General features: G+C 50.9%; 6 protein-coding genes. 5 read left to right on the top strand and 1 reads right to left on the bottom strand.

The window, feature by feature from the left end; all coding sequences use genetic code 11:
• Positions 1-262 precede the first annotated feature (262 nt).
• Together AC0QH1_RS00185 and AC0QH1_RS00190 are read left to right on the top strand one after the other, a co-directional pair.
• A complete protein-coding gene (locus tag AC0QH1_RS00185; RefSeq protein WP_324628730.1) occupies positions 263-835 on the top strand; it encodes a DciA family protein in 573 nt (190 codons plus the stop codon).
• A gap of 718 nt (positions 836-1,553) precedes the next feature.
• Complete coding sequence (locus AC0QH1_RS00190) at positions 1,554-1,895, top strand: hypothetical protein (RefSeq protein ID WP_324628731.1); 342 nt, start codon at positions 1,554-1,556, stop codon at positions 1,893-1,895.
• A gap of 292 nt (positions 1,896-2,187) precedes the next feature.
• Here the strand turns inward: AC0QH1_RS00190 and menB are convergent, their stop codons facing one another.
• Positions 2,188-3,021: a 1,4-dihydroxy-2-naphthoyl-CoA synthase gene (gene menB, locus AC0QH1_RS00195; RefSeq protein ID WP_324628732.1), complete on the bottom strand. Its 834-nt coding sequence runs from the start codon at positions 3,019-3,021 to the stop codon at positions 2,188-2,190.
• Between the two features lie 135 nt (positions 3,022-3,156).
• Between menB and AC0QH1_RS00200 the strand changes: the two genes are divergently transcribed.
• The 3 genes from AC0QH1_RS00200 to AC0QH1_RS00210 form a co-directional block, all read left to right on the top strand.
• Positions 3,157-4,296: an acyltransferase family protein gene (locus AC0QH1_RS00200; RefSeq protein ID WP_324628735.1), complete on the top strand. Its 1,140-nt coding sequence runs from the start codon at positions 3,157-3,159 to the stop codon at positions 4,294-4,296.
• Between the two features lie 631 nt (positions 4,297-4,927).
• A complete protein-coding gene (bchL, locus tag AC0QH1_RS00205) occupies positions 4,928-5,791 on the top strand; it encodes a ferredoxin:protochlorophyllide reductase (ATP-dependent) iron-sulfur ATP-binding protein (protein WP_324628736.1) in 864 nt (287 codons plus the stop codon).
• Between the two features lie 142 nt (positions 5,792-5,933).
• The coding region (locus tag AC0QH1_RS00210; protein WP_324628737.1) for a DUF5331 domain-containing protein at positions 5,934-6,943 on the top strand (1,010 nt) is incomplete at its 3' end.

Consider the following 6,943-nt stretch of genomic DNA (forward strand, 5'->3'; position numbering starts at 1 on the left):
GAGCTTGGGAAAATATTCGAGCGTAGCAAGAATAAAGTCTTACCAAGCCCTTCCCTTTAGGGATGGGGTTCCTGACAGGTGTTTTCCCATCTGTTGAACGCGATCGCCACGGCTCGATCTCGGGCGCTTGGATCCAAAGCGGGGTTTTTGTCCCTGAAGTCGGCTTGATTTTTCTGGGGGACTAGCAGGGTGCAACGCTACTGTTACCGGGTTGTGCACTAATTTTAAAGTGGATATTAAACAAGGGTAGCACTCGAGTACAATGGCTTTTCACTCGCTCAATGATATTTTAGGCCCCCTGGCACGGCAAACGCTTGGCGAGAAGCAACAGGACTATCAACGCTTGGTGGAGTCTTGGAACCAAGCAGTCGGACCGAAAATCGCTCCGCATACTCGTCCCCTGGTTGTGGATCGCGGGGTTTTGAAGGTGGCAACCTCTAGTGCGGCTTGGGCGCAGACTCTGACGTTCGAACGTCGCCGCATTTTACAGCGGTTGAATCGGGGTCGAACACGCCCGATCGCCGATATTCGCTTTTCCCCCCGCGACTGGTTGAAGGGGAGCGAAACTCCCCTCTCTTCGGCACAGACAGAACGCATCGTTTGGCAGCAACATCCCAGCCGATTGTCTGACCCTGACTCTACACAACCCCCTGAGCCTGAAAATTCTGAGACTCCAGGGAATAACGATCCGCTTTCGGCGTTCGATCGCTGGGCCTTTCGCTTACAGGCGCGATCGCGCAGTTTGCCCCTGTGCCCTCACTGCAGTTGTCCCACCCCCCCGGGCGAACTGGAACGCTGGTCTGTCTGCGCCCTTTGCGCCACGCAGCGCTTTTGAGCCTTCGCTTCGCCCGACTACAGCCATTCTCCCGGGGGTTTGAGAATTGTGGCTGGCGATCGCCATACTATCCCCGCAATTACACGGTTGACAAATTAACTGTTTTCTGAATTTAACCGATCGCCTTTTTTTGATAATAGGTTTTTTCCGGCGCGCCGGGTTCAACCCGGTGAATTCACGGGGGAAATCTACCGAATGGCAGATACCATTTAGGCCACCAATCTAAAAAAATAGTAAACGTGCGGTCGTTGAGTCTCTTGGTAGAGGTAGTTTATCTCTGGAGCGCTCTGGCGCAACCACCCCCTCTCAGTCTCTCTGAGAAAGGCCGTTTGACTCCCGGCTCAATCCGTTCGATTTGCTTCCCGAATCCCCCGCACAATTGGAATTAGCTAATCTCCGGGTTCCTGGCCAACCTGCCCCCGGTTTCTCGCGGGTCCCTGGCTGACCAGAGAGCTTCTGCATAGTATCTCAGTGTTTGGACTTGCAGTCGATCCCCGTTGAGTTTTGGCTCGATGTCTTCCATATGCGGCAAGATTGCAGTGGTATTATTGACCTCTATTATTAGGGGTTATGACCAGAATATAAAGAAATTATAAATTTCAAAAAACTGGTGGGGATCGCTTAAAGCCGGACGGGATAACGGGTTGGTCGCTTTTGAATGCAAAATGCGATCGGTCATAATCTAAATAAGAATCAATCATTGTTGAGCACTACTCCCATGAAAACCTTAAATTGCCAAGCATCAGCCTGTCGCCATTGCCGATTCTATACCCCAGTGGGTCGGCGCGGCGGTAATTGCCAGCAACTCGGCGTGCCAGTTCGCGGCGGCTGGAAGGCTTGCTCCCTCGCAGTCCCACCCTTTGCTCCGTCGTGGGAGGGTATCGAGGAGATAATGGGATTACCGCAAACTGTCTATGGGCGCGGAGAGGCTCTTTGGTTGGAACGCGCCTATCAGCAGCCATCCGCCGCGATCGCCCCCGATAACATCCACAGCGCGCCTACCCCCTCCAAATCCAAAACAAACTCGACCTCAAATGGCTCTGTGGCTTATCTCAGCTAACTCCACCCTCGAATCCCCATTCAATCCCCATACTCAAATTCCACCCTTAAAACTCATTAATTTCGACTCGGACTCGAGTCAATTTTAAAAAATTCATCTTCACGATTGCCCACCCTTAACCCAGTCCGGGCATCTACCAAACCTAATTCGCAAAAGTGGATCTCAATTGGTGGCAATCGTCAATCAGGGCGTTGTCATCAGGGAATCGGCTTAATGAATTGAAAAGTAAGAATTGAGAACAACCTTCACCCAGAATGTCAATTCTCAACTCTTACTTTTTCTCGTTTAAGGGTTAGGGCAACCACGGATATTGCCGAAAATCCGGTGGCCGTTTTTCCAAAAAGGCTTGTTTGCCTTCCGCACCTTCTTCGGTCATGTAGTACAGCAAGGTGGCATTTCCCGCCAATTCTTGCAACCCCGCTTGCCCATCGCAGTCGGCATTAAATGCCGCTTTCAAACAACGAATCGCAATCGGACTTTTCTGCAAAATTTCCTGCGCCCACTTCACCCCCTCTGCTTCCAATTCTTCCACGGGTACCACGCAATTTACTAATCCCATCTCCAGGGCTTGCTGGGCATCATATTGACGACACAAAAACCAAATTTCTCTCGCTTTTTTTTGCCCCACAATTCTCGCCAGATAGCTCGCCCCAAACCCACCGTCAAAACTGCCGACTTTCGGCCCGGTTTGACCGAATATCGCATTATCTGCCGCAATGGTCAAATCGCAAATAACGTGCAAAACGTGACCGCCCCCGATCGCATACCCGGCAACTAAGGCAATCACTACTTTCGGCATCGACCGAATCAAGCGCTGCAAATCCAATACGTTCAAACGGGGCACCCCCGCCTCATCCACATACCCCGCCTGCCCTCGCACGCTTTGATCTCCCCCCGCACAGAAGGCATATTTGCCATCGCTATGCGGTCCGACTCCCGTCAATAACACTACCCCAATGCTCGGATCTTCCCGCGCATCGCAAAACGCATCGTAAAGCTCAAACACCGTTTTCGGACGAAACGCATTCCGCTTGTGAGGACGGTCGATCGCAATCTTCGCGATGCCGTCGGTTTTATGATATTGAATGTCTTCGTAATTTTTCGCCGTTTGCCAGTTGATTTCCATCGAGAAAATAGGTGCGCGACTTCAGCTCGAAAATTGTACCTCGCCTTGGGGTCGCGACGCGCACCATCCCACGGAATCTTCCCACTCCGCACTGTACCCTATTAACGTTAATCTATTCAATCCTCGCCTGACGCTATGCGCCTCACTTCTCTGGATGTTTTTCGTGGAATGGCGATCGCCAGCATGATTCTGGTGAATAACCCCGGCAGTTGGCAACATGTTTATCCGCCACTCCTACATGCCCAGTGGCATGGTTTTACCCCCACGGACCTCGTATTTCCCGCCTTTTTGTTCATCGTCGGCGTGGCAATGGCGTTTTCCCTGAGCAAGTACACCCACTCCCCCACCCCGCCCCGCGCCCCCATTTATCCCAAAATCCTCCGCCGCGCTGCTATCTTATTCGCCCTCGGCTTATTTCTCAACGCCTCTAGTCTGCTTCTCAAGGGTCTGCTGCAAGGACAATCCATCGATTTCGGCACCCTGCGAATTATGGGGGTCTTGCAGCGTATTAGTTTGGCTTATCTCTTCGCCGCGATCGCTTCCCTCAAGTTCTCCCGTCGCCATCTTTGGATCCTCTCCGCCGCGATCCTCATCGGCTATTGGTTCGCCCTCTCGTTCATTCCAGTTCCCGATTATGGCGCAGGAAACCTTTCCCCCAAGGGCGAAGGTTCCCTCGTCGCCTATCTCGATCGCCTGATTTTGACCCCCTCCCACATGCTTGGCGATGGCACTTTTGAACCGGAAGGTCTCTTCAGTACCCTCCCCGCTGTAGTAACGGTTTTGCTCGGTTATTTTGTCGGGGATTGGTTACAAAACCAGCCCATCGTCACCCATACCAGCATTCAACTCACCCTCGCTGCCCTTTGTTTTCTCGTCCTCGGGCGCGTCTGGGGCTTCGTTTTCCCCATCAATAAGCAACTCTGGACTAGTTCCTATGTGCTTTATAGTGCCGGCTGGTCTTTACTTTTATTGGCAGCAATTTATGAGGCGATTGAAGTTCGCCGGTGGAAGCGCTGGGGCAAACCGTTTGAAGTCATGGGCTTAAACTCTATCTTCGCTTTCGTCGCCTCTGGTTTGCTCGCCCGCTTTTTACTCTTTACTCCCGTCAATACCAGTGAAAATGCTCCCAGCATTTATACCTGGATGTATCGCAACCTGTTCGTCCCTTGGGCCGGTGCTTTGAATGGTTCCCTGGGCCTGGCAATTTTTACCCTCCTGTTTTGGTGGTCCGTTCTCTATTTCATGTACCGCCACCAATGGTTTATCAAAGTCTGACGCCCTCCCTAGGGGAGGAATTGAGTATTGAGCATTGAGCATTCAATTCCTCTTTCTCTTTCCCTCCCCCCGGAATTCCTGAGTAAATATACCGGAAAAATCCCGATCGCCACAAACTTAACTATTATTAACAAAAATCTGGTTTTCGATTTCCACCGCCTTCGAATCTCTGGGTTTGACGCCTCGATTCCCCGATTTCTTGGCTTTATCCAACGTCATTTCAGGTTTCAACTAGCCAGTACATAGACCCGATCTCCCCCCTGCTTGGGCGATCGCCCCCACCTCTCCCCCCCCAGCAACCGCGATCGGTTGTTCCCAAAGTTGCTCAACCTCTTGACATACTTTTGTTTATTGTAACTCTTTTTTATTAAAAAGTAAGTTAAAATTTAAAAAAATCAGATTTTAAACCATTCAAAACAATTGAGGCTTTTAAAGCTAATTTAAAAACTACATGACTTATCTCAGCGTGTTTTAACGGCAAAAATCATTTTTGATTCGCCTTTACGATTCTGGGTGAATCGGACAATAATGCGATCGACAAGGCAAAACAACCCGGTAAACGATTCAGCCAAAGTTGCCCGGAAAAAATCAGCAAAAGAACTTAAGACGCATTTAACAGGAGAACACGCTCGTGAAATTAGCCGTTTACGGAAAAGGTGGCATCGGTAAATCCACAACAAGCTGCAACATCTCCGTTGCCCTTGCCAAACGAGGCAAAAAAGTTCTACAGATTGGCTGCGATCCCAAACATGACAGCACCTTCACCCTCACCGGATATTTAATTCCCACCATTATTGACACCCTGCAAGAAAAGGACTATCACTACGAAGACATCTGGCCCGAGGACGTCATTTACAAAGGATATGGCGGAGTAGACTGCGTAGAAGCCGGTGGACCACCTGCAGGTGCCGGTTGCGGCGGTTACGTCGTAGGAGAAACCGTCAAACTGCTCAAAGAACTCAACGCCTTCGACGAATACGACGTCATACTCTTTGACGTACTTGGCGACGTGGTGTGTGGCGGATTTGCCGCACCCCTCAACTACGCCGACTACTGCACCATCGTCACCGACAATGGCTTCGACGCCCTATTTGCCGCCAACCGGATCGCCGCCTCCGTGCGCGAAAAATCCCGCACCCACTCCCTGCGCCTCGCCGGATTGATTGGCAACCGCACCGCCAAACGCGACTTAATCGACAAATACATCGAATCCGTCCCCATGCCGGTGCTAGAGATTTTGCCCTTAATTGAAGACATTCGCGTTTCTCGCGTCAAAGGCCAAACCTTGTTCGAGATGGCAGACCGCGATCCCTCTTTACGCTACGTCTGCGACTTCTATCTCAACATTGCAGACCAACTGCTATCCCTCCCAGAAGGCGTGGTTCCCAAAGATGCCCCCGATCGCGAACTATTCGCATTGCTCTCGGACTTCTACCTCAATCCCACCAAGCCCCCAGTACAAACCGAAGACGAATTAGACCTGATGATGGTTTAACAATTCCAGGTAGCGATCGCCCGAATGAAGAGGGTTGCCGATAAAGTGGGTATGATTCAGTACGAGACATCAGTACGAGACAATAGAGCTAAGACAAAGATAAAATCCTACTTGTTTTCAGCAACCCAGGGGGAAAGACATTATGGCTTTTTTTGAAGAATTCACTGCTTCTATCAAACAAAAATGGTTGCAGTATTTCCAAGCAAACCGGGAGTGGCTGCAACTGCACATGAAGATAGCAGCAGTCAAAACCCCCGATGGCGGTACCCGACCACCTTCTTACTTCATTCTGGGCGTGATGAATACCCTCGAACCGAAGCTAGCGCAGTTGATGTTGCCCTTTTCCCAACTCAATCCAGATGCAGAAACCCTCATCGAGGTTTTAGGTCTCAATTTTGACCCAGACATCGCTCTCGGGAGAAGCCCCAGTGCAGCAACACCCCAGCCAACGGCACAAGAAGTTCCCACCCCAGTCTCAACCGAACAACCCTCAGCAGAGGACACCGAGGAAGACTCGCTTCCACCAGAAGTAACCGTCCCACCAGAAGAACAACAGTTGCCACAGCCTACGGTGGCTGAAGTACCCGAAGGCACTGAGGATGAAGAATTCACCGATCCAGCACTTGCCGTAGCCGCAGCGGTTTTTGGTGAAGAATCTGTGGAAAGCGAAGAAGAGGAAGCCGATTTCGGGGAAGAGATTGAAGAAACCACTACCGCCGAAATGCCCGAAGTCGAAGCAGTAGGAATGGCTGTCGCCGAAGCTGCTGAGAGTGAGGTCAATCCTTTCGGCGAAACCGAAACTGAAGAAGACCTCGGGAATATGGACTTAGGCGACCTTGGTGAATCTGAAACCGAAACCGACGAAGACCTCGGGGATATGGATTTAGGCGACCTTGGTGAAACCGAAACCGAAACCGAAGAAGACCTCGGAGATATGGATTTAGGCGACCTTGGTGAAACCGAAACCGAAACCGAAGAAGACCTCGGGGATATGGATTTAGGCGACCTTGAGGAATCTGAAACCGAATCTGCAGAAGACCTCGGGGATATGGACTTAGGCGACCTTGAGGAATCTGAAACCGAATCTGCCGAAGACCTCGGGTATATGGACTTAGGCGACCTTGAGGAATCTGAAACCGAATCTGCCGAAGA

The organism is Phormidium sp. CCY1219 (genome assembly GCF_055795085.1).

What these genes read in the sequence shown, in the direction of transcription:
- AC0QH1_RS00190 (WP_324628731.1), top strand. Translation starts at nt 1,554, where the DNA reads ATGAAAACCTTAAATTGCCAAGCATCAGCCTGTCGCCATTGCCGATTC.
- menB (WP_324628732.1), bottom strand. Translation starts at nt 3,021, where the DNA reads ATGGAAATCAACTGGCAAACGGCGAAAAATTACGAAGACATTCAATAT.
- AC0QH1_RS00200 (WP_324628735.1), top strand. Translation starts at nt 3,157, where the DNA reads ATGCGCCTCACTTCTCTGGATGTTTTTCGTGGAATGGCGATCGCCAGC.
- AC0QH1_RS00185 (WP_324628730.1), top strand. Translation starts at nt 263, where the DNA reads ATGGCTTTTCACTCGCTCAATGATATTTTAGGCCCCCTGGCACGGCAA.